21 protein-coding genes and 3 tRNA genes are annotated in these 17,903 nt (G+C 65.8%); 17 read left to right on the top strand and 7 right to left on the bottom strand.

The genetic code is table 11. The annotated features are described in order from the left end of the window. Window positions 1-100 precede the first annotated feature (100 nt). Entirely contained in the window at window positions 101-781 is a 681-nt protein-coding gene (locus tag AC4OR5_RS05860; protein WP_003098784.1) for a heavy metal response regulator transcription factor, read from the top strand. Next, window positions 778-2,109 carry a sensor histidine kinase gene (locus AC4OR5_RS05855; RefSeq protein WP_023125682.1) on the top strand — a complete coding sequence of 444 codons (1,332 nt, stop codon included), beginning with the start codon at window positions 778-780 and terminating at the stop codon, window positions 2,107-2,109. The genes AC4OR5_RS05860 and AC4OR5_RS05855 overlap by 4 nt, the downstream gene beginning before the upstream one ends. Window positions 2,110-2,159: 50 nt before the next feature. Here the strand turns inward: AC4OR5_RS05855 and AC4OR5_RS05850 are convergent, their stop codons facing one another. The 4 genes from AC4OR5_RS05850 to AC4OR5_RS05835 all read right to left on the bottom strand — a co-directional run bounded on the left by AC4OR5_RS05850 (window position 2,160) and on the right by AC4OR5_RS05835 (window position 5,350). Then, window positions 2,160-2,939, bottom strand: coding sequence for an ABC transporter permease (locus tag AC4OR5_RS05850; RefSeq protein WP_003122535.1), 780 nt, complete (start codon window positions 2,937-2,939; stop codon window positions 2,160-2,162). Further along, window positions 2,936-3,868, bottom strand: coding sequence for an ABC transporter ATP-binding protein (locus tag AC4OR5_RS05845; protein ID WP_003090885.1), 933 nt, complete (start codon window positions 3,866-3,868; stop codon window positions 2,936-2,938). The genes AC4OR5_RS05850 and AC4OR5_RS05845 overlap by 4 nt, the downstream gene beginning before the upstream one ends. Before the next feature lie 75 nt (window positions 3,869-3,943). Then, window positions 3,944-4,564, bottom strand: coding sequence for a glutathione S-transferase family protein (locus AC4OR5_RS05840; RefSeq protein WP_003090886.1), 621 nt, complete (start codon window positions 4,562-4,564; stop codon window positions 3,944-3,946). 114 nt (window positions 4,565-4,678) lie between these two features. After that, window positions 4,679-5,350, bottom strand: coding sequence for a transglutaminase-like domain-containing protein (locus AC4OR5_RS05835; protein WP_003119884.1), 672 nt, complete (start codon window positions 5,348-5,350; stop codon window positions 4,679-4,681). A gap of 152 nt (window positions 5,351-5,502) precedes the next feature. On the opposite strand from AC4OR5_RS05835, the gene AC4OR5_RS05830 reads away from it, so the two are divergent. The 13 genes from AC4OR5_RS05830 (at window position 5,503) to AC4OR5_RS05770 (ending at window position 15,665) form a co-directional block, all read left to right on the top strand. Continuing rightward, the gene (locus tag AC4OR5_RS05830) at window positions 5,503-7,950 is read left to right on the top strand and encodes an acyl-CoA dehydrogenase (RefSeq protein WP_033984780.1); all 2,448 of its coding nucleotides are present in this window, start codon (window positions 5,503-5,505) and stop codon (window positions 7,948-7,950) included. A 128-nt stretch (window positions 7,951-8,078) separates the two neighbouring features. Further along, window positions 8,079-8,459 (top strand): PA2816 family glutamine-rich protein, encoded by a 381-nt coding sequence (locus tag AC4OR5_RS05825; RefSeq protein ID WP_003119883.1) that lies wholly within the window; start codon window positions 8,079-8,081, stop codon window positions 8,457-8,459. A gap of 58 nt (window positions 8,460-8,517) precedes the next feature. Then, window positions 8,518-8,928, top strand: coding sequence for a PA2817 family protein (locus AC4OR5_RS05820; RefSeq protein WP_003090890.1), 411 nt, complete (start codon window positions 8,518-8,520; stop codon window positions 8,926-8,928). 264 nt (window positions 8,929-9,192) lie between these two features. Beyond that, on the top strand, window positions 9,193-9,918 hold the full coding sequence (locus tag AC4OR5_RS05815) for a Crp/Fnr family transcriptional regulator (protein WP_003108957.1): 726 nt from the start codon (window positions 9,193-9,195) through the stop codon (window positions 9,916-9,918). A gap of 65 nt (window positions 9,919-9,983) precedes the next feature. Next, on the top strand, window positions 9,984-10,577 hold the full coding sequence (locus AC4OR5_RS05810) for an RNA polymerase sigma factor (protein WP_058160080.1): 594 nt from the start codon (window positions 9,984-9,986) through the stop codon (window positions 10,575-10,577). A 69-nt stretch (window positions 10,578-10,646) separates the two neighbouring features. Further along, window positions 10,647-10,889, top strand: coding sequence for a RebB family R body protein (locus tag AC4OR5_RS05805; protein ID WP_003090893.1), 243 nt, complete (start codon window positions 10,647-10,649; stop codon window positions 10,887-10,889). Between the two features lie 30 nt (window positions 10,890-10,919). Next, the gene (locus AC4OR5_RS05800; RefSeq protein WP_003108962.1) at window positions 10,920-11,552 is read left to right on the top strand and encodes a hypothetical protein; all 633 of its coding nucleotides are present in this window, start codon (window positions 10,920-10,922) and stop codon (window positions 11,550-11,552) included. A gap of 50 nt (window positions 11,553-11,602) precedes the next feature. Further along, window positions 11,603-13,744 (top strand): hypothetical protein, encoded by a 2,142-nt coding sequence (locus tag AC4OR5_RS05795; protein ID WP_058160081.1) that lies wholly within the window; start codon window positions 11,603-11,605, stop codon window positions 13,742-13,744. A gap of 10 nt (window positions 13,745-13,754) precedes the next feature. Then, on the top strand, window positions 13,755-13,949 hold the full coding sequence (locus AC4OR5_RS05790) for a hypothetical protein (protein WP_015502724.1): 195 nt from the start codon (window positions 13,755-13,757) through the stop codon (window positions 13,947-13,949). Window positions 13,950-13,972: 23 nt separating this feature from the next. After that, complete coding sequence (locus tag AC4OR5_RS05785; protein WP_003116567.1) at window positions 13,973-14,212, top strand: hypothetical protein; 240 nt, start codon at window positions 13,973-13,975, stop codon at window positions 14,210-14,212. Between the two features lie 53 nt (window positions 14,213-14,265). After that, the gene (locus tag AC4OR5_RS05780; RefSeq protein WP_003090901.1) at window positions 14,266-14,811 is read left to right on the top strand and encodes a hypothetical protein; all 546 of its coding nucleotides are present in this window, start codon (window positions 14,266-14,268) and stop codon (window positions 14,809-14,811) included. Between the two features lie 150 nt (window positions 14,812-14,961). Continuing rightward, the gene (locus tag AC4OR5_RS05775) at window positions 14,962-15,282 is read left to right on the top strand and encodes a RebB family R body protein (RefSeq protein WP_003108980.1); all 321 of its coding nucleotides are present in this window, start codon (window positions 14,962-14,964) and stop codon (window positions 15,280-15,282) included. 62 nt (window positions 15,283-15,344) lie between these two features. Continuing rightward, on the top strand, window positions 15,345-15,665 hold the full coding sequence (locus AC4OR5_RS05770; RefSeq protein ID WP_003108983.1) for a RebB family R body protein: 321 nt from the start codon (window positions 15,345-15,347) through the stop codon (window positions 15,663-15,665). A gap of 209 nt (window positions 15,666-15,874) precedes the next feature. Here the strand turns inward: AC4OR5_RS05770 and AC4OR5_RS05765 are convergent. From AC4OR5_RS05765 to AC4OR5_RS05755, 3 genes are all read right to left on the bottom strand, one after another. After that, window positions 15,875-15,950, bottom strand: a tRNA-Gly gene (locus AC4OR5_RS05765). 84 nt (window positions 15,951-16,034) lie between these two features. Continuing rightward, window positions 16,035-16,110: transfer RNA gene (locus AC4OR5_RS05760), tRNA-Gly, on the bottom strand. A gap of 2 nt (window positions 16,111-16,112) precedes the next feature. Beyond that, window positions 16,113-16,188: transfer RNA gene (locus AC4OR5_RS05755), tRNA-Glu, on the bottom strand. Between the two features lie 217 nt (window positions 16,189-16,405). Here AC4OR5_RS05755 and AC4OR5_RS05750 point away from each other — a divergent pair. Both AC4OR5_RS05750 and AC4OR5_RS05745 read left to right on the top strand, forming a co-directional pair. After that, the gene (locus AC4OR5_RS05750; RefSeq protein ID WP_003090903.1) at window positions 16,406-17,179 is read left to right on the top strand and encodes a hypothetical protein; all 774 of its coding nucleotides are present in this window, start codon (window positions 16,406-16,408) and stop codon (window positions 17,177-17,179) included. 61 nt (window positions 17,180-17,240) lie between these two features. Next, entirely contained in the window at window positions 17,241-17,903 is a 663-nt protein-coding gene (locus AC4OR5_RS05745) for a glutathione S-transferase family protein (protein ID WP_003098798.1), read from the top strand.

Genomic DNA, 17,903 nt, shown 5'->3' with positions numbered 1-17,903 from the left:
CTGTAGTCTGCGCGGGGGCCACTGTCGCCCCCGTTACCTACTGATTACGATGCTGTCAGAAACAGGTCGGCATGGCCGGCAAATGTAACGAGGGATGAACATGAAACTGCTGATCGTCGAAGACGAACCGCGCATCGGCCAGTATCTGCGCCAGGGGCTCGCCGAGGCAGGCTTCGCCGTCGACCTGAGCGACGATGGCAACGAGGGCGAGCAACTGGCCCTGGGCGGCGACTACGACCTGCTGATCCTCGACGTCATGCTGCCCGGCCGTGACGGCTGGCAGATCCTGCGCAGCGTGCGCGACGCCGGGATGACCGTACCGGTGCTGTTCCTGACCGCTCGCGATGCCGTCGAGGACCGCGTGCGCGGCCTCGAACAAGGCGCCGACGATTACCTGGTGAAGCCCTTCGCCTTCGTCGAACTGCTCGCCCGGGTGCGCACCCTGCTACGCCGAGGCAGCCAGCAATTGCAGGAGACCACCCTGCAACTGGCCGACCTCGAACTCGATTTGCTGCGCCGCCGGGTGCAACGCCAGGGCAAGCGGATCGACCTCACCGCCAAGGAGTTCGCCCTGCTCGAACTGCTGCTGCGGCGCAGCGGCGAGGTGCTGCCCAAGTCGCTGATCGCCTCGCAGGTCTGGGACATGAACTTCGACAGCGACACCAACGTCATCGAGGTGGCCATCCGCCGCCTGCGCGCCAAGGTCGACGACGACTACCCGCAGCGCCTGATCCATACCGTGCGCGGCATGGGCTACGTTCTCGAAGAGCGCGACGAATGAGCGCCGGGTTCGGCTCGCGGATGTCCCTCGGCGTCCGCCTGAGCCTGCTGTTCGCCGCCTGCACGGCGGCGGTCTCGCTGATCGCCGGGTTGATCTTCAGCAGGGCCATCGACGAGCATTTCGTCGAACTCGACCACCTGGCGATGTCCGCCAAGCTCGCGGTGTTTCGCGACGAACTGCGCGGCCTCGGCTCGGAACAGCAGATGCGCCGCCGCGAAGCGGAACTGCTGCGCGAACTGGCACGCCACCCCGACCTCGGCCTGCGCCTGAACGGCCCGGATGGCAACCTCTGGTTCGAGCGCCTGCCGCAGCCTGCGCATCCCGGCCTGCCCGCCAACCGCGAACTCGGCGCCCCGCTGGAGCCCGGCAACGACGCTTCGCCGCGACTCACCGTGATCCTCGACATCAGTCATCACCAGCACTTCCTGCAACGCATGCGCCAGTTGATCTGGCTGACCATGAGCCTGTCGGCGCTGGCCACCGCGCTGCTCGGCGCCTGGGCCACCGGCGCCAGCCTGGCGCCGCTGCGACGGATGCGCGAAGTCGCCGCGCGGGTTTCCGCCAACTCCCTCACCACCCGCCTCGACGCCAGCCGGATGCCAGAGGAGCTGCGCGGCCTGGCCGGCGAGCTGAACGCCATGCTGGCGCGCCTGGAAGAAGCCTTCCAGCGCCTCTCGGCGTTCTCCGCCGATATCGCCCACGAGTTGCGCACCCCGCTCACCAGCCTGCTGACCCAGACCCAGGTGGTACTGTCCCGCCCGCGCTCGCTGGAGGACTATCGCGAGGCCCTGCACGGCAACCTCGAGGAGCTGGAGCGGCTCACCGCGATGGTCAACGACATGCTGTTGCTGGCCAAGGCCGACCACGGCCTGCTGGCGCCCAGCCGGCAGGCCCTGGACCTGGGCGCGGAAGTCGACTCGCTGCTGGAGTTCTACCAGCCGCTGGCGGAAGACCACGATATCCGCCTGCTGCGCGAAGGCAGCCTGAGCCTGCCGGGCGACCGCGGCATGCTGCGGCGGGTGCTGGCCAATCTACTGGACAATGCCCTGCGCTTCACCGCCGATGGCGGCGAGATCCGCATCCGTCTCGGCGACCGGCGCCTGAGCGTGGAGAACCAGGGTCCGGCGATTCCTCCCGAGCGCTTGCCGCGCCTGTTCGACCGGTTCTATCGTGCCGATCCGGCGCGCCGCGAAGGCCAGGGCGAACACGCCGGGCTCGGCCTGGCGATCTGCCGCTCCATCGTCCAGGCCCACGGCGGCGAGATTCGCTGCGAGTCAGCCGACGGCTGGACCCGTTTCGTCATCGATTTCGCCCGCCCGCGCCCGTGAAACGCGAAGCCCCCATGACGGGGGCTTCGTGCTTCATGCCGTCGAGCGCTTCACTGGCGCATGCCGCGCCCGCTCACCAGCAGCCGTACACAGCCGAAATACAGCACCGCGGTGGCCAGCAACATGAAGCCGATGGCCACGCCGATGCGGATGTCAGAGACACCGAGGATGCCGTAGCGGAAGGCGTTGACCATGTGCAGGATCGGGTTGGCCAGCGACACCGTCTGCCAGAACGGCGGCAGCAGGTTGATCGAGTAGAACACCCCACCCAGGTAGGTCAGCGGCGTCAGCACGAAGGTCGGGATGATCGAGATGTCGTCGAAGTTGCGCGCGAACACCGCGTTGATGAAACCGCCCAGGGAGAAGATGGTCGCGGTCAGTACCACTACCAGTACCGTGATGCCCAGGTGGTGCACCTGCAGCTTGGTGAAGAACAGCGACAGCAGGGTCACGATCACCCCCACCGCCAGGCCGCGCAGCACACCGCCGATGGTGTAGCCGAGGAGGATGGTGTGCGGCGATACCGGCGACACCAGCAGCTCCTCCACCGAGCGCTGGAACTTGCTGCCGAAGAAGCTCGACACCACGTTGCCGTAGGCGTTGGTGATCACCGACATCATGATCAGGCCGGGCACGATGTATTCCATGTAGGTGAAGCCGCCCATATCGCCGATCTGGCGGCCGATCAAATTGCCGAAGATCACGAAGTACAGGACCATGGTGATCGCCGGCGGCAGCAGGGTCTGCGGCCAGATCCGGGTGAAGCGGCGCACCTCGCGGTAGACGATGGTGTTCAGGGCGACCAGGTTGGCGCTCAGCTCGCTGCTCATCGGGCGATCCTCGTCAGGTTCTTCTCCACCAGCGACACGAACAGCTCCTCCAGGCGATTGGTCTTGTTGCGCAGGCTCAGTACCTCGATGCCTTGTGCGCCCAACTGGGCGAACAGATCGTTGATGCCCTGGCTTTTCTCCACCTGCACTTCGAGGGTGTGATCGTCCACCAGCCGCGTCGGGTAGCCGTCGAGAGTCGGCGGCAGGGCCTGGACGTTCTTCAGGTCGAGCAGGAAGGTTTCCGAATGCAGGGTCATCAGCAGGTCGCGCATGCTGGTGTTCTGCACGATCTCGCCGTGGTCGATGATGGCAATGTTGCGGCAGAGCTGCTCCGCCTCTTCCAGGTAGTGGGTGGTGAGGATGATGCTGATGCCTTCCTGGTTGAGTTCTGTGAGGAAGCTCCACATCGAACGACGCAGCTCGATGTCGACCCCGGCGGTGGGCTCGTCGAGGATCAGCAGGCGCGGCTGGTGGACCAGTGCGCGGGCGATCATCAGGCGCCGCTTCATGCCGCCGGAGAGCATCCGCGAGGCTTCGTTGCGCTTGTCCCACAGGCCCAGTTGGGTCAGGTAGCGCTCGGCGCGCTCCTTGGCGATCTTCGCCGGGATGCCGTAGTAGCCGGCCTGGGTCACGACGATGTCGAAGACCTTCTCGAACTGGTTGAAGTTGAACTCCTGCGGCACCACGCCAAGGCAACGCTTGAGGCCGGCCGGGTCCTTGTCGAGGTCGTGGCCGAACACCGAGACCGAACCGCTGGTCTTGTTCACCAGGGTCGAGAGAATCCCGATGGTGGTGGACTTGCCCGCGCCGTTGGGGCCGAGCAAGGCGAAGAAATCACCTTCGGCGACGTCCAGGTCGATGCCCTTGAGGGCCTGGAAACCGTTGCCGTAGGTTTTCGTCAATTGACGGATGGACAGGGCGGAACTCATTAGGCTTCCCGTGTCGGAAGGTGAAGAGGAAGAGCTAGATAAGGCTACGGGTAACAAAATGCAACAGTAGCCGGCTCAGGTCAGTTCGGTCATTACCGCGGTGCGGAACGCCGGGCGCTCGCGCAAGCGCAGGTACCAGGCATCGAGGTGGGGCAGCGGCGGGCGCTCGATGGGCATCTCGAACCAGGCGTAGATGAAACAGCCCAGGGGAATGTCACCCATGCCGAAGCGTTCGCCGGACAGCCAGGGTTGGCCGGCCAGGGTCTGGTCCGGCACCCGCAGCAACTCGCCGCAGGTCTGCAACGCCTTTGCGATCAGGGCCTCGTCGCGTTGCTCCGGCGGCGTACGCAGCGTTCCCCAGAACAGGTCGCGGAACGGCCCGGCGAGAGTCGAGGTGGTCCAGTCCATCCACTTGTCGGCGTCGGCGCGGCGCACCGGGTCCTGCGGATAGAGGTCGCCCGGCGCATAGCGGGCGGCCAGGTAGCGGACGATGGCGTTGGACTCCCAGAGGACGAAGCCGTCGTCCTCGATCACCGGCACCCGACCGTTCGGGTTCATCGCGCGGAACGCCGGCTCATCCACCAGGCCGAACGCCCCGCCGGCATCCACCGTCCGGTACTCCAGGCCAGCCTCCTCGGCGCACCACAGCGCCTTGCGCACATTGCTCGAGTTCTTCCGGCCCCAGATGGTCAACATACTCTGCGTTCCCTCTTCGGTTGATGCGGCGGATGGGTCGCCGGAGCGCCCGGACGACATGCCGCACCCTACCGAGGATGGACCGAAGAAGGAAGACGCGCCGGCTGATGGTGACTATCGACGCCCTTCATCTTGTCCGGCCTCGGCCTGGAAATCGCCGCCCAGGGCCAGCGGGCGGCCGGAGAACAGGTGCGGATAGTGCTGCTGCAAGTGGGAGAAGAACAGTTCCTCCGGCAGGTCGGCGAACTGGCCGTGATCGGCCAGGTACTCCATGTAGCGCTCGCCCTGGCGGTTGAATGGATGGAAGACGCTGTCGGCGACGCCGTCGAACTCCAGCGGAGCGACGTCGAAGGCGCGGCACAAGGCACGGTTGAACGCCGGGGTGGCCTTCACCCAGCGGCCCTCGAGGTACAGCTCGGTATAGCCGTGCATGGCGAACACCTCGCTGCGCAGCGCTTCCAGCAGGCGCGGCGTGGCCAGGTGGTTGCGCACGTCGGCCAGGCCGATCCGCGCCGGAATCCGGCAATGCCGGGCGCAGGCGGCGAGCAGGATGGCCTTGGGCACGCAATAGGACTCGCCCTGCTGCAGGGCGTGGCTGGCCTTCAGGGTCTGCGGATCGCGGCTGAACACGTAGGGGTTGTAGCGCACCCCGTCGCGTACCGCGTAGTACAGCGCGACCGCCTGGTCACGCGGTTTCGCCGAGTTCCCCCGGGATTTTTCCGCGAACTCCACCACCACGGGGTGGTCACTATCCACGAAGCGGCCGGATTGTAGGTAGGACTGCATGGCGGGCTCCCGGCGGGCAATTTGTCCCAGTCTAAACGGGAAGTTTTCGCCTATAACGTGACAAACCGGCCAAGCTGACCGGCCCTGCCGCCAAACGGCGGCAAACGGGCTAAGCTCGAGACGCCGCCTGGCGTCTTCATGGAGGATTCCGCATGTTGTTGCTCTGGTTAGTCGTACTGGTACTCGGTGTCGCTTACCTCGCCCATCGGCGTACCCCACCCGCTCCCGCGCTCGGCATCAGCGCCGCCTACCTGATCCTGATGGGCGTGTTCAGCCACGCGCCCGGCTGGCTGCTGCTGGTCTTCTGGCTGCTCTGGCTGGCGGTGGCGCTTCCCCTCGCCCTGCCCGACCTGCGCCGGCGCGTGCTCAGCGGTCCGCTGTTCGCCTGGTTCCAGAAAGTCCTGCCGCCGATGTCCGACACCGAGCGCGAGGCCATCGAGGCGGGCACCGTGTGGTGGGATGGCGAATTGTTCAGCGGCCGCCCGGACTGGCAGAAACTGCTCGACTACCCCAAGGCGCAACTCACCGAAGAAGAGCAGGCCTTCGTCGACGGCCCGACCGAAGAACTCTGCGCCATGGTCAGCGACTGGGACATCGGCCAGCGCATGGACCTGCCGGAAGAAGCGTGGGCCTTCATCAAGCAGCACGGCTTCTTCGGCCTGATCATTCCCAAGGAGTACGGCGGCAAGGGCTTCTCCGCCTTCGCCCACTCACAGGTGGTGATGAAGCTCGCCACCCGTAGCGGCGACCTGGCCTCGACGGTGATGGTGCCGAACTCCCTCGGCCCGGCCGAGCTGCTGCTCCACTACGGCACCGACGAGCAGCGCCAGCGCTACCTGCCGAGCCTGGCCAAGGGCGACGACATCCCCTGCTTCGCCCTCACCGGCCCCTACGCGGGCTCCGATGCCGGCGGCATGACCGACGTCGGCATCGTCTGCAAGGGCGAATGGGAAGGTCGCGAGGTGCTCGGCCTGCGCCTGACCTGGGAAAAGCGCTACATCACCCTAGGCCCGGTGGCCACCCTCCTCGGCCTGGCCTTCAAGTGCCACGACCCGGACCATCTGCTGGGCGACGAGGAGGACCTGGGCATCACCCTGGCGCTGATCCCCACCGACACCCCCGGGGTCGAGATCGGCCGCCGCCACGTGCCGCTGGGCGCCGCCTTCATGAACGGTCCGAACTCCGGCAAGGACGTGTTCGTGCCGCTGGAGTACATCATCGGCGGGCAGGAAATGATCGGCAAAGGCTGGATGATGCTGATGAACTGCCTGTCGGTCGGACGCTCCATCTCGCTGCCGGCGGTGGGCACCAGCGCCGGCAAGGCCAGCAGCTACGTCAGCGGTCGCTACGCTCAGGTCCGCGAGCAGTTCAACGTGCCGATCGCCGCCTTCGAAGGCATCCAGGAGGCGCTCGCCCGCATCGGCGGCAACGCCTGGCTGATGGACAGCGCGCGAATCCTCACCGCCAACGCGGTGGACCTCGGCGAGAAGCCCTCGGTGCTTTCGGCGATCCTCAAGTACCACCTCACCGAGCGCGGCCGCGAGTGCATCGCCCATGCCATGGACATCCATGGCGGCAAGGGCATCATCATGGGCCCGAACAACTACCTGGGTCGTTCCTGGCAGGGCGCGCCGATCTTCATCACGGTGGAAGGCGCGAACATCCTCTCGCGCAACCTGATGATCTTCGGCCAGGGCGCGATCCGCTGCCATCCGTACGTACTCAAGGAAATGGAACTGGCCCAGCGCGAGGACAAGGACCAGGCCGCCCGCGAGTTCGACGCGCTGCTGGTGAAGCACATCGGCTTCGCCGTCGGCAACGCCGCCAGCAGCTTCCTCCTCAGTCTCAGCTGCGGCTACCTCGGCAACGCCCCCGGCGACCGCATCAGCCGTCCCTACTTCCGCGCGCTGAACCGCCTGGCGGCGTCCTTCGCCCTGCTCGCCGACTTCAGCATGATGCTGCTGGGCGGCGAACTGAAGCGCAAGGAACGCCTCTCCGCGCGTCTCGGCGATGTCCTCAGCTATCTCTACCTGGGCTCGGCGGCGCTCAAGCGCTACCACGACCTGGGCAACCCGGACTACCTGCATCCGCTGCTGCGCTGGGCCATGGAGGAAAACCTCGGCAAGGCCGAGGCGGCGCTGGAGGACCTGCTGAACAACTTCCCCAGCCGCTTCTTCGGCTGCGCGCTGAAGGTCCTGGTACTGCCGTTCGGCCGCCGGCACAAAGGGCCGAGCGACGAACTGGACGCCGAGATCGCGGAAATCCTCGGCCGTCCGGACGACGACCCGGCGTTGCAGGCGATCCTCGCTGGCGCGTTCCTGCCGAAGGACCCGCAGGACCCGGTCGGTGCCCTCGCCCACGCCTTCGACGCGGTACGCGAAAGCGCCGCGCTGGAGAAAACCCTGCACAAGGCGATCAAGGAAGGCAGGGTCCAGCCGCAAGCGGGGCAGAACCCGATCGATGCCGGCGCCGCCGCCGGCGTGCTGAGCGCCGAGCAGGCGCAAGCCCTGCACCAGGCCGAAGCGGCACGGCGCAAGGTGATCGACGTCGACGACTTCGCCAAGGAGGAACTGCAACTGGCCGACGGCAGGATCCGCTGACACTCCGCGGCAAAGCGACGGTCGCAACCGACAAAGGCGCCTTCCGGCGCCTTTGTCGTCTTCACCCACCCAAACCCGGGCGATTGGCTAGAATCGACGGGCACATCCCTGACGTACGGGAGGCCATCATGCTCAAGCTACTTGCCACCGGCCTGGCAGCCTCGTTTCTCCTCCTGCCCCCGGCGCAGGCCGCACCGCCTGCGCCCTATGGCGTGCAGCCGCACCAGCAGGCGGTGCAGCGCGCCGGCGAACAGCGCCAACGCCAGCTCCAGGAACAGCGCCAGCGCTTCGACGAACAACGCCTGCAATTGCAGCAGGATCAACTGCAACGCCAGCAGCAGAATTTGCAGCGGCAACGGCAGCAGCGACAGATGCAGGACAACCTGATCCGCCAGCAGCAACTGGACCAGCAGCGCTGGCGCCTGGAGCAGGACCAGCGGCGCCTCGATAGCGAACGCCGGCAACTGGAAAACCGCCGGCGCCAGAGCCAGTCCCCGGCGATCCGCTGAAACTGGCCGGCGCCGCGAAACCCTTTATACTGCCCAGCTTTTTTCCAGAGGACCCGTCATGGCCAACTCCTACCTCGAGCACCACCTCGCCCTGCTCCAGCACCTGCGCAACATCCTCGGCGCCCTGGGCGAGGCCGAGCAGGTGCCGGAAGAAAACCACGGGCTGTTCCTCGAGCGTTTCGACGAACTGATGGACGAACTGCCGCGCGACCCGGAAGGCGCCCAATACCTCGGCCAGGACCTGATTTCCCAGGTCTTCCACCGCTATCCGCAGATCGCCCACCTGGTACCGCGCGACCTGCTGTGGTTCTTCGGCGGCGATTGCCTGCACTTCATGCCGGACGAAGAGATCGACCTGTTCCAGCGCCTCGACGAGCGCCGCTACGAAGCCGAAGAGCGCGGCGAAACGTTCGACTGGAACCGCGAAAAGCAGTTGCTCGCGCTGCCCGAGGACAGCCCGCGGCACTGAGCCCGTCACGGCCACCGGCCGTCCCGCCCCGACCGCCATCCGTGCGCTCGGGGCCGCCTCCCGCCAGCCCAAACCTCGCTACCCTTTCCGAATAAAAAACGGACCGCCCGCCCGATTGCCGGAGCGCGCCGAGTCCGTACCTAGCAGTTCTGCCGGGTAGCCGGAGCTTCACACCCCTTCGCCGCACACGTCCCCACTGATTGCTCTGCAGCGAGCATGTCGTACCTCGCCGGAGCTGCCGATCAATCTGGCGAAGGCGCAGGCATGCACTCGAACGAGTCAACGGAAGACCGCTGTTCACGCCACTACACCCTGCTGCAACGGTGCCCGCTGCTGCACGGGCTGCCCGATCTGCTGCGGCACGTGGCGACCCATGCGTCGGAGCGCCGGTTGCGCGACAAGGACGTCCTGTTCCTCAAGCACGATCCTGAAGACTTCATCGGCCTGGTCCTCGGCGGACACCTCTATACCGTGCTCTACGGGCCGGACGGGCGGGAGCTGATCGTCAATGATATCCGTCCTGGCGAAGTGATCGGGGAAACCGCGCTGATCCAGCCGAACCGCCGCGAGACCTCTGCCTACGCCTCCGGCGCGGCGTCGGTGCTGATCCTCCACCGACGTCACTTCGCCCCGTTGATCGCCGACACGGAATTCCTCAACCGCGCGCTGGCCCTCCTCTGTTCGCGCCTGCGCGAAGCCTCCGGTTTCGTCGAGAGGGTCTGCCTGCATCGCCTGGAGTCGCGCCTGGCGCGCCATCTCCTGGCCAGCCTGGCGAGCGAACAACCCGAGGGAGCCTGCGCGACGCTACCGACCAACCAGAGCATCCTAGCAGCGATGCTCAACGCCAGCCGCCCGAAGCTCAACGCGCAACTGCAAATATGGAAACGCGAAGGGCTGATCAGCTGCCGCAACGACCGGATCCTGATCAACGACCTCGGTCGCCTGCGACGCAAGGCCGAACTACCAGCCGCGCCCCTGTCACCCAGGTAACAGCCTCGCCCACCGCCCGCCTCACAGACTGCTCGCCGACACGAGCAACCAGGGAGGTAGCGGTTATGGATCGTCCGAATCAGCCAGGCGGCAACGAAACCTGTTCCGATCGCCTGTTCGAGGAAAGCTGGCGTGCCGCGCAGGCTGGCCTGCGCAAACGCGCGCAACGCCTTGCGCGCGGCAACAGCCATCGGGCCGAAGAATGGCTGTCGAGCACCGCGGTCAAGGCGCTGCTGTTCCTGCGCCAGTCACCGGAGCGGGTACGCGACCCCCAGGGCTTCCTGTTCCTGGTCCTGGAACACGTCTACCTGGACAGCGCGCGCCACCAGATCCGCGAGGACCGCCTCATCGACCGCGGCATCGACCTGCACGATGGTCAGTTGGAGCGCTTCGCCGCCGTCGGCTCGCCGCTGGAACGCCTGGAGCAGCTGGAACGTCTCGACCAGGTGGACAAGGCCCTGGCCTCGCTGTCGCGCCAACAGCAGCAGCTCTTCGAGCTGCGCTTCATCGAAGAACTGCCCTATGCCGACATCGCCAGCCAACTCGGCATCGCCCCGCCGCTGGTGCGCAAGCGCGTGCAGTTGCTGCGCTCGCGGCTGAGCGCCGACTTTTTCGCCGGCGACGTTTCACAAGACAGACGCAGCCGCGTTCATTCCTGACAAGCGAGTCGAGGCCCGTGCGACCGGCCCCCCTGCCCGACGAGCACCTGCCCATTCAAGGAGAGTCCCATGGCTGACCCCACGGCTGTGAATGCCCAGATCACCGATGCCGTCACCCAGACCAACGTCAAGGTGGTCGCCGAAGCCCCGGCCCAGGCCATCGCCGCGCTCTACCAGATCGCCAGCCATTCCGCCGGCCTGTCCCTGCAGAACGCAGTCTACAGCCAGCAGGCCCTGAACCAGATCTCCACCGCGGTGGTTTCCAAGGCGGTGTCGATGATCATGGCGATAGAAGACAAGAAAGGTATCTGACCCGCCCCTTGATCCCAGGAGTGCCCAGACATGTTCGGCTTCGGCAAGAAATCCGCGCCCGCGCCCGCGCCATCCGGCGACAGCGAGCAAGCCGCCGCCCCCGGCGAGGCCGGCCGGCAGACGCCAGCCAGCGGCGGCAGGGCGTCCGCCAACGGCGACGTGAAGCTGCCGTCGCGCCCTTCGCCGCTGGCCGGCATGAGCGAGCGCCTGCTCAAGCAGACCGAGGCGCCGCCGCCGGACACCAGCGCCCTGAACAGTCAAGTCGTGCAGGCGGTGCAGATGAGCAACAGCGAAACCGCCGGCTATGCGCCGTCGCAGATCGCCATCGCGCCGAACATGATGATCAGCCAGGCCTCCGGGCTGGTGGCGCAATCCGCCGCCAGCTACTTCGACGGAGTCAGCAAGATCGCCCTGGCCAGCCAGGCGATCCTGCTCCGGCAGATGACCCAGAACATCGCCGAAAACAAGCTGGCCCAGGCTGCCGAGGACGCGCTCGGCGCCCTCGCCACCGACCTGCTGATGGGCGCCGCCGCCGCGGTAGCCGCGGCGGCCGGGGCGATCGAGGCGGAATCGGCCAGCTTCGCCATCGACAAGATCGACCAGAGCATCGCCAAGTACAGCGAGACCCTCGCCAGTCGCGGCGGCAAGGACACCCAATCGTAGCCACCACCGGCGGGGCCGGCGGCGTCCGGCCCTGGCACAGGAGAGCCGTCATGGCCTATTTCAAGCTGGAAGAACCGGTCAGGTTCCATCGCTATCCCTTCGACTTCCATAGTCACTTCGCCGGCATCCTGCCGGTGGAAAGCAACAGCCGCTGGACGCGCGACCGCCGGGTCTTCCGCGTCGGCGAGCGGCAGGTGAGCCTGGAGAAAGGCCAGGAGCTTTCCCTGATCGGGCTGCTGATGAGTGCCCGCGGCGTCGCCCCGGACGTCGACGGCAAGGCGCTGGAGGAGGCTCGCCAGGCCGCGCACTATGAGCTGTTCGAACTGGCTCTGCAGCGGATGGTCAGGCGCAATCCGTTCGCCGCGACCGACCGTCAGGGCTACCTGCGCGGCGAATGCGCGGCGGAGAACATCTATCTCGCCTGCCTCATCCTGGCGCAACGTTTTGGCCGGACCTCGCCGCCAGCGGCCATCGACCAGCCAGCGATCTACCTCGGCACCCTGGAACTGCTCGGTGCGAGCGCGGTTCGCGACAGCGAGACGGACCAGTTCGTCCGCTACTTCAACCGCAAGATCTGGAGCGGCAACAAGTACACACCGTTCGACGACGCCTACTGGGCCCGCGGCGCCATCCGCGATCGCCATCCGGGCGAATTCGCCTGCCTGACGCTGGGGTTCCTCCTCCACGAAGGAATCAGCCATACCCAGACGGCGACGGGGGAAGACGAGGTGGCCGTTCTCGATTCCCTGTTCGAACAATTCAACGCCTCCGAGAAGACCGCCTACCGCCTGCTCGCCCACACCGCGCATGGCTATGCCAGCGAAGCCGCCTTCGATGCCGAGCTGCACAGGATCCTCCGTCATTTCGAAATACAGCAGGGGCAGCCACCGCAGGCCCGGCTGGTCGGCATCGACCTGCTCGGCATGGAGACCGCTACCGGCCTGTACCGACAGTTCTTCGACTTCCTCCTCGGACAGGCCGCGGTGTTTCGCCGCTACCTGGACGGCAAGCCGGAAACCCGCAAGGTGGTCCTGCACATCCATTGTGGAGAGGGGACCGGGGTCTCCGACGACAACCGGTCGCTGTGCGGTTACTTCCTGCGCAACGCCAACGCGCTGGACGATTTCTACGCAGCGCTCTCCGCCTATGCCTGGAAGTGCTATGGCAACACCATCCGCCAGGGCAAGGCGCGGCTACGCGAACGGGAGAACCTGCAGGACCGTGACAAGGCGCCCAGCGCCCTCGCCGGCCTTTTCGACGAACTGTTTTTCGGCAACAGCCTGACCGCCTCCGGCCTGCGGCTACGCCGCTTCGACATCACCAGCGGGACTACCCAGGCCCTGGTCGCCTACTACGCCCGCACCAACGTCGTGAACCTCTGCCAGGCGCTGGCCAGCCGCGACGCCGACGGCAACAGCTACTACCGCCGCCTGCTGGAGAGCGATCTGTTCAGCCTGCGCATCGGCCATGCCTACTACTACCGCAACTATCTGGCCAGCAAGTTCCCCGAGCTGTGCTTCGACACCAACCTGGGAAGCAATTTCATTACCGGCGCCTCCGGCCTCTTCGACTCGCTGCAGGAATACCGCCTGAACCGTGGCCTGCGCCATCTCGATGGATACGTCGGCACCGACCAGCTCAAGGAACTCAGCCTGGCCATCGCCTACCAGGGCGAACAGCACCTGGACCCACAACAGATGCAGTACGTCCATGCCCTGGCGGAAAGCCAGAGCGGCTTCGACGAACTGGGCGAACACCTCCCGGGTACACCCGGCTGGGCGAAACCCGCGCTGGAACAGTTCTTCGCAAGTCAGTGCGCGCTCTACCGCTCCGAGGAGGATCGCTACTTCCAGTTCGAAGCCTACCGGCGCCTCTTCGCCCAGGTCCTCAACTGGCGCTCCTATCTGCTGGGCGCCGACGGCCAGGGTGTCGAGCACTCCAACGTACAGGACGAAGCGATCCGCATGGCGCTCCTGCTCAACTATGCCGCCGCGGACCGCCACGGCCGGGTTCCGGCCGCTTCGCTGGAGAATGCCCAACGCCTGCTGGTGCAACTGGGCAGCGCCTACTGGGAGGAAACCATCGGCGCCGTCGACCTGGCCGGCGCGCCCCATCGGGACCGAGAGCTGCAGCGCTTCGAAGGATTCGCCGCCCCCGCCTCGGTCGTGCGCATCTCCACCCGCAGCAGCTGAGGAGCGACCGATGAGCGCCTACGCACGCTACATCAGACGCCGCGCGCTCGCCGCCGCGGACCGCCCGGCGCAGCGCTCGCCGGACGCCAGCGAGGAGGCACGGGACCAACCGCACCCCAGCGGACCGGCGAGCGGAAAGCGTCTGCTGGAAATATCGGACAGCGATGCGGCCAAGCTCTTGGCCGTGCTGAAACTGCTCGGATGAGCACCTACCCCAGGAGAAGCGTCATGAAGGAAGAACTCGAAACCCTCGTCACCCAGGTCAAGGCACTCCTCACCGAATGCCTGCAAGGCTGGCTCCAGGCCCTGTCCCAGGGAGACAGCGTGGACGACCCGGCCAGCCTCGGACAGTTGGCGGTGCAGTTGAGCACCGCCTACAGCACCCTGCAGGCCGCTGCCGCCGCCTACCCCGGCGATACCGGCGGCAGCGCGCAGGCCCCCTCGGCGGACGGCACGCAGCAGTACTGAAGCCTCGCCACGACACCCCGCGCACCGCGCGTCCATCGCAGAGGAGTCCGCGCATGTCGATCTCGGAAGAATTGGGAAGGAATCTGGTCCAGCTGGCGCAACGCTGGCTGAAACGCCCCCTCACCAGCGAAGAACACGAGCAGTTGAGACAGTTCCAGCTCGGCCTCGGCAACGACGCCAGCAGCGATCCGGCCGTGCACGCGCGACAGCAGGCCGAACAGGTGATCGAGAACGGCCGGCAGCGTTCCGAAGGCTCCATCCGCCAGATCCTGCAAAACGTCCAGCAGGCCTCGACCCAGGCCCTCCGCGCCCAGGACAGCGGCGAGCAGGCGATTCTCGAGGCGGTCAATGCCGCCGGCAGCCTGGCCGAACTGCGTCCCGGCCACCTGCAGAGCGGCCAGGCAAGCGCCAACCAGTTGGTGATGTCGCAGATTGCCGACCGCCTGGCCAACCTAGTGAAGAGCGAGGTACGCCTGTGCTTCGAGCAGAACTTCGGCTCGCTCAAGCAGCAACTGGAGAACGCTATCGCCATCTTCAACCAGAGCAACCACAACACGTCCGCACCGCCGCCGGACAAGCCCGACCCGCCCGCCGCATGAGACCGCACCGACAAGCGCCCCGCCTCGCGGGGCGCTTGCATTTTCGCCGCCCGCCAGGCCTGGCGCCGACGGATTCACAACTCCCTGGCTGGAGCGTTCATCAAGACAGCACGACATGAGCCGTGCCGTTCACTCACAGGGAGTCACATCATGAGTTTTCCGACCGCAGTCAACGACCAGATCACCGATGCCGTCACCCAGTCCAACGTCAAGGTCGTCGGTGAGGCGCCAGCCATGGCGCTGGGCACCATCTACCAGACCATGGCCCACTCCACCGGGATTCTCTTCGAGAACGCGGTGAGCGCCCAGCAACAGCAGAACGCCCTGGCCCTGGCCGCCTCCAACATGGGCGTGATGCAGATCTACAGCCTCGACACCGCCGCCGATGCCGGAGCCACCGAGAAAGTCGGCCAGTTGGGCGTGGCCGACAACCTCACCAGCCTGCTGACCGTACTGAAATCCTTCACCTGAGCCTGACCCGCCGGGTCCAAGCAATCGCCGTACATCCTTCGCAATGATTCAGGAGAATCACCATGAGCTTCCCGACCGCAGTAAACAACCAGATCACCGATGCCGTCACCCAGTCCAACGTCAAGGTGATCGGTGAAGCCCCGGCCATGGCGCTGGGTTCGATCTTCCAGACCATGGCCCACTCCACCGGCATCCTGTTCGAGAATTCGGTAGCTGCCCAGCAACAGCAGAACGCCCTGGCCCTGGCCGCTTCCAACATGGGCGTGATGCAGATCTACAGTCTGGATACCAGCGCCGCCGGCGGCGCCACCGAGAAGATCGGCCAGCTGGGCGTGGCCGACAACCTCACCAGCCTGCTGACGGTGCTCAAAGCGCTGCCCTGATCGCCGCCGTCGCTACACCAGAGAAGGCCACTCCACGAGTGGCCTTTTTCGTCTCGACGATCGAGCGAGCAGATGCGGCGGGACAGCGGCCTGCCGAGGGGAACATGGGGGGAATCGGGAAAAGCACCAGGGCGGTGCGGATCGCAGAAACGAAAAAAGGGCCCGAAGGCCCTTTTCTCTTCGACCCAGGCCGAAACCTGGATCATGTTTGGAGCGGGAAACGAGACTCGAACTCGCGACCCCGACCTTGGCAAGGTCGTGCTCTACCAACTGAGCTATTCCCGCGTTACAACTTGTTGCCCGTTCGGCCGAAACCGAACCTTTGACGCCTAACTTTCACCAACCCCGCCGAAGCCAGGTTTTAGAATTTGGAGCGGGAAACGAGACTCGAACTCGCGACCCCGACCTTGGCAAGGTCGTGCTCTACCAACTGAGCTATTCCCGCAATGGCGTCCCCTAGGGGACTCGAACCCCTGTTACCGCCGTGAAAGGGCGGTGTCCTAGGCCACTAGACGAAGGGGACGCGGCCCGGAACTTACAACAGATCTTTCCGGCTTCCAGTGTTTCGCGTTTGGCTTCACGCTGGAAGTGGCGCGCATTTTATGGAGCGTCCGGGGAGGCGTCAACCCTTCTGAGAAAATTTTTTTAAATCAAAGACTTCTGTGCAAATAATGAGCTGCTGCTATCAGTGGTAGCACCAAGACATTAGACTGAGAAAATTCTTACAGCGGAGTCCCAAGGTGTCGCCACTCCTCATTACCGCCCTCATCATCGGCGGGATCGCCCTCCTAATCGCCATTGGCTATATCAACCACGTGGTGGAAAACAGCAAGCTGGAGAAAGCGCGCCTGAAAGCCGAACTCAACGACCGGGTCCGGCGCTGCGCGCAGATTTCCGAGAGCCTTCCCGGCCAGTTCGTCAGCCCGTCTCTGAAGCTGTTGATGAGCCAGATCGAGCTCAGCCTCAGCGAGCAGCAACTGGCGCTGGAGAAGAAAGCCGATGCCGGGCTCAAGGCTCGCATAGAAGAGTTGCGCGCGCTGGTCGCCAAGGGCGAGTCGATCCCGGTGCGCAATCCGCCCCAGGCGATCCTGACCGAGGACAAGGCCAAGGAAGTCCGCTTCCTCTTCGAAGCCCTGCATGCCCAGCTCACCCGTTTCACCCAGGACGGCCACCTGCCGCGCAGCGAGGCGCAGATCTGGGTCAAGGAGATTCGCCACCTCCTGGTGCGCCTGCATATCGAGTTCTTCGGCAATCTCGGCCAGCAGGCCCTGCAGCAGAACGAACCGCGCCAGGCGCGCCTGGCCTTCGAGCGCGGCGCCCAGTACCTGCGCAAGCAGCCCGAGCTGGCGCGCTACCAGGCGGAGCTGCAGCAGATGGAAGCGCAGCTGGCCCGCGCCAACGCGATGGTGCTGAACAACAGCCAGCCGGCGAGCGAGGAGCCCAGCGAACTCAACGAGGGATTGAAGGCCCTCGATGCAGACGACCTGTGGAAGAAGAAGAACGTCTACGACTGATTCCGGCCTGCCCACGGCAGCCGTGCTATAACCCAGGTTCATATCGACCGAGGAAATCGTTATGAGCCTGACACTCTACGGAGCCCCGCTGTCTCCGTTCGTCCGCAAGGTCCGCCTGCTCCTGGCCGAAAAGGGCCTCGACTACCAGTTGGAAGCGATCGCCCCGTTCGGCCAGCCGGCCTGGTACCGCGAGATCAGTCCGCTGGGCCGCATCCCGGCGTTACGCGACGGCGACCTGGCCCTCGCCGACTCCAGCGTGATCTGCCAGTACCTGGAAGAACGCTATCCCGAACCGCCGAATCTCCAGGGCGACGCCCCCGCCGGCCGCGCAGCGGTGCGCTGGCTGGAAAAATACGCCGACTACGAGATCGCTCCCCTGGCCACGCTGACGATCTTCCGCAACCGGATACTCAAGCCGGCGATGGGCCAGGCCTGCGAGGAGAACGACGTGCGTCGCGCGCTGGAGGAAAAGCTGCCAGCGCACTTCGATTACCTGGAAAACCATCTCGACGGCCGGGCCTTCTTCGTCGGCGAGCGACTGACCCTCGCCGACCTGGCGATCGCCAGCCAGTTGGTCAACCTGCGTCACGCCGGCGAAAACCTGGACGAGCAACGCTGGCCGGCCCTCGCCGCGCATTTCGCGCGGATGCTCGAACGCCCGGCGATGCAAGCGCTGCTGCCGGGGGAACGACGGACCCTCGACAAGCTCGCAGCGAAAGCCTGA

The organism is Pseudomonas sp. YA1 (genome assembly GCF_058680555.1).
The sequence above is the reverse complement of the archived record's forward strand: the minus strand, read 5'-3'. Positions and strand labels throughout refer to the sequence as shown.

Coding starts and splice junctions, on each gene's coding strand:
- AC4OR5_RS05860 (WP_003098784.1), top strand. CDS start 101: ATGAAACTGCTGATCGTCGAAGACGAACCGCGCATCGGCCAGTATCTG.
- AC4OR5_RS05855 (WP_023125682.1), top strand. CDS start 778: ATGAGCGCCGGGTTCGGCTCGCGGATGTCCCTCGGCGTCCGCCTGAGC.
- AC4OR5_RS05850 (WP_003122535.1), bottom strand. CDS start 2,939: ATGAGCAGCGAGCTGAGCGCCAACCTGGTCGCCCTGAACACCATCGTC.
- AC4OR5_RS05845 (WP_003090885.1), bottom strand. CDS start 3,868: ATGAGTTCCGCCCTGTCCATCCGTCAATTGACGAAAACCTACGGCAAC.
- AC4OR5_RS05840 (WP_003090886.1), bottom strand. CDS start 4,564: ATGTTGACCATCTGGGGCCGGAAGAACTCGAGCAATGTGCGCAAGGCG.
- AC4OR5_RS05835 (WP_003119884.1), bottom strand. CDS start 5,350: ATGCAGTCCTACCTACAATCCGGCCGCTTCGTGGATAGTGACCACCCC.
- AC4OR5_RS05830 (WP_033984780.1), top strand. CDS start 5,503: ATGTTGTTGCTCTGGTTAGTCGTACTGGTACTCGGTGTCGCTTACCTC.
- AC4OR5_RS05825 (WP_003119883.1), top strand. CDS start 8,079: ATGCTCAAGCTACTTGCCACCGGCCTGGCAGCCTCGTTTCTCCTCCTG.
- AC4OR5_RS05820 (WP_003090890.1), top strand. CDS start 8,518: ATGGCCAACTCCTACCTCGAGCACCACCTCGCCCTGCTCCAGCACCTG.
- AC4OR5_RS05815 (WP_003108957.1), top strand. CDS start 9,193: ATGCACTCGAACGAGTCAACGGAAGACCGCTGTTCACGCCACTACACC.
- AC4OR5_RS05810 (WP_058160080.1), top strand. CDS start 9,984: ATGGATCGTCCGAATCAGCCAGGCGGCAACGAAACCTGTTCCGATCGC.
- AC4OR5_RS05805 (WP_003090893.1), top strand. CDS start 10,647: ATGGCTGACCCCACGGCTGTGAATGCCCAGATCACCGATGCCGTCACC.
- AC4OR5_RS05800 (WP_003108962.1), top strand. CDS start 10,920: ATGTTCGGCTTCGGCAAGAAATCCGCGCCCGCGCCCGCGCCATCCGGC.
- AC4OR5_RS05795 (WP_058160081.1), top strand. CDS start 11,603: ATGGCCTATTTCAAGCTGGAAGAACCGGTCAGGTTCCATCGCTATCCC.
- AC4OR5_RS05790 (WP_015502724.1), top strand. CDS start 13,755: ATGAGCGCCTACGCACGCTACATCAGACGCCGCGCGCTCGCCGCCGCG.
- AC4OR5_RS05785 (WP_003116567.1), top strand. CDS start 13,973: ATGAAGGAAGAACTCGAAACCCTCGTCACCCAGGTCAAGGCACTCCTC.
- AC4OR5_RS05780 (WP_003090901.1), top strand. CDS start 14,266: ATGTCGATCTCGGAAGAATTGGGAAGGAATCTGGTCCAGCTGGCGCAA.
- AC4OR5_RS05775 (WP_003108980.1), top strand. CDS start 14,962: ATGAGTTTTCCGACCGCAGTCAACGACCAGATCACCGATGCCGTCACC.
- AC4OR5_RS05770 (WP_003108983.1), top strand. CDS start 15,345: ATGAGCTTCCCGACCGCAGTAAACAACCAGATCACCGATGCCGTCACC.
- AC4OR5_RS05745 (WP_003098798.1), top strand. CDS start 17,241: ATGAGCCTGACACTCTACGGAGCCCCGCTGTCTCCGTTCGTCCGCAAG.